The organism is Marinobacter sp. UBA2498 (assembly GCF_002341575.1).
GTDB classification, from domain to species: domain Bacteria; phylum Pseudomonadota; class Gammaproteobacteria; order Pseudomonadales; family Oleiphilaceae; genus Marinobacter; species Marinobacter manganoxydans.
In genome coordinates, this window is sequence record NZ_DDOI01000037.1 from 2,516 (window position 1) to 5,113 (window position 2,598).

The 2,598-nt window shown below is 60.4% G+C and carries 2 protein-coding genes; both read left to right on the plus strand.

Features of this window, described 5'->3' with window-relative positions; translation table 11 throughout:
- The coding region (locus B2W52_RS04050) for an acyl-CoA dehydrogenase family protein (protein ID WP_286801453.1) at window positions 1-933 on the plus strand (933 nt) is incomplete at its 5' end.
- A gap of 181 nt (window positions 934-1,114) precedes the next feature.
- Entirely contained in the window at window positions 1,115-2,296 is a 1,182-nt protein-coding gene (locus B2W52_RS04055; RefSeq protein ID WP_273070802.1) for a thiolase family protein, read from the plus strand.
- The last annotated feature ends 302 nt before the right edge of the window (window positions 2,297-2,598 follow it).

The following is a 2,598-nucleotide window of genomic DNA, read 5'->3' on the forward strand; positions in this document are numbered from 1 at the left end:
GGTGAAGAGCTGGCCCGCATGGGATTCGGCGCGCTATCCACCAACGTGATGGTCCATTCGGACATTGTCGCTCCCTATCTGAGCCACATGGGCAATGAAGATCAGCGTCAGCAGTGGTTGCCCAAGCTGGTTTCCGGCGAAGCCGTTGGCGCCATCGCCATGACCGAGCCCGGTGCCGGCAGTGACCTGCAGGCGATCCGCACCAGTGCGGTGAAAGATGGCGATGACTACATCCTGAACGGCTCCAAGACCTTCATCACCAACGGTCAGCACGCTGATATGGTCATCGTTGCCGCGAAAACCGATCCGAAGGCCGGCGCCCGGGGCATCAGTCTGTTCCTGGTGGATACCTCACTGCCTGGCTTCAGCAAAGGCCGCAACCTGGACAAGATCGGCCAGCATTCCGGGGATACCTCCGAGCTGTTCTTCTCCGACATGCGCATCCCGGCTTCCGCGCTTCTCGGCGAAGAAGGACAGGGTTTTGTGTACCTGATGAAGGAACTGCCCCGTGAACGTCTGGTGATTGGCGCCCTTGGCGTGGCTGCCGCCCGTGGCTCCCTGGATCTGACCATTGCCTACGCCCAGGAGCGGGAACTGTTCGGACAGAAACTGGCCCAACTGCAGAACACCCGATTTGAAATCGCGCGCATGGAAACCGACTACCGGGTGAACAAGGCGTTCGTGGACCAGTGCATCGACCAGTACGACCTGGGTGAACTGGACGCGCCAACTGCCTCCATGGCCAAGTACAGCGCCACTGAAATGCAGTGCCGCGTGGCCGATGGCTGCCTGCAGCTGTTTGGCGGTTACGGTTACACCACCGAATACCCGATTTCCCGGGCCTTTATCGACGCGCGGGTGCAGCGCATTTATGGCGGTACCTCGGAAGTCATGAAAGAAATTATTGCCCGGTCGGTACTGGGCAAAGCCTGAAAGAAGGGCCTTTAAGGCCTCAGAAGGCAAGTCGAATGCTCGGGGTCCGAGCAGGGGGCAGCCTCTCCGGGACTGTCTGCAGCATGGATGCTGCAGTCAAGCGTACAGGGAAGTATTTACAGCGTGTCCCGGAGAGGCTGCCCCCTGGTCGGGCCTTCCACAGAATCAGGAGGACAACCAAATGAATAGCAATGATGTGGTAATCGCAGGTTCAGCAAGAACCCCGATGGGCGGCATGATGGGCTCCCTCAGCTCCGTGCGCTCGCCGGATCTGGGCGCTATCTCCATCAAGACCGCCATTGAACGCTCCGGCCTCCAGCCGGCGGATGTGCAGGAAGTGATCATGGGTTGCGTACTGCCCGCAGGCCTCGGCCAGGCCCCGGCGCGCCAGGCCTCCCGTGCTTCCGGCATTCCCGACAGCTCCGGCTGCACCACCATCAACAAGATGTGCGGCTCCGGCATGCAGGCCGTGATCATGGCCCACGACCAGATCAAGGCAGGCACCAATAACATCATGATCGCTGGCGGCATGGAAAACATGAGCCAGGCGCCGTACCTGCTGCCCAAGGCCCGCGCCGGCATGCGCATGGGCCATGGCCAGGTGATGGACAGCATGTTCCTGGACGGCCTGGAAGACGCCTACGAAGGCGGCCTGATGGGCGTTTTCGCCCAGCGTACAGCTGACAAATACGACATCAGCCGCCAGGCCATGGACGAATTTGCCATCGGTTCCCTGCAGAAATCCCTGGCGGCCATCGAAAACGGTTGGTTCCGCGACGAAATTGTTCCGGTAACCGTACCTGGCCGTGGCGGTGACACCGAAGTCGACACCGACGAGCAGCCGGGCAACGCAAAGCCGGAGAAAATCCCGCACCTGAAGCCGGCCTTCGCCAAAGACGGTTCCGTGACCGCGGCCAACTCCAGCTCCATCAGCGACGGCGCCTCCGCCCTTGTTCTGGCCTCCGCCGCCGAAGCCGACGCCCGTGGCCTGACACCCCAGGCCCGCATCGTGGCCCACGCCACTCATGCCCGACTGCCGGCCGAGTTCACCCTTGCGCCCATTGGTTCCATCGAGAAGGTGCTGAAGAAAGCCGGCTGGAGCGTGGACGACGTGGATCTCTTCGAGATCAACGAAGCCTTCGCCGTTGTCACCCTGGCGGCCATCAACGAACTGAAACTCCCGGCTGACAAGGTGAACGTCCACGGTGGCGCCTGTGCCCTGGGGCATCCGATCGGTTCTTCCGGTTCGCGGATTATCGTTACCCTGATCAATGCCCTGAAGCAGCGTGGCCTGAAGCGCGGTGTGGCTTCGCTGTGTATTGGTGGTGGCGAGGGGACTGCCGTTGCTATCGAGTTGATCTGATTTGGTGGAATTGTCCTCGTTGTAGCCTGCCCATTTTAGGGCGGGCTTGCGGGGTGTCCGGTGAATTTTTCTTGGAAAAAGAACTCGCTTCGCTCAGACACCTTTTTCCGGCGAAAAATTCACCGGCCACCCCGCGCCGAGATACCCCCTGAGATATCGCGAAGTTAGTGACTTTGATATCAGTCATGCGGCCCAAGCCATGATATGCTAGCCTCAAATGCATTGAACGTCCCCGGCATTGGAGAAAGAACCCCCGTGCGAAAGAGCCACGAGTTTATTGAGGAATCCCGCAAACAGTGGAG

Coding starts and splice junctions, on each gene's coding strand:
- B2W52_RS04055 (WP_273070802.1), top strand. CDS start 1,115: ATGAATAGCAATGATGTGGTAATCGCAGGTTCAGCAAGAACCCCGATG.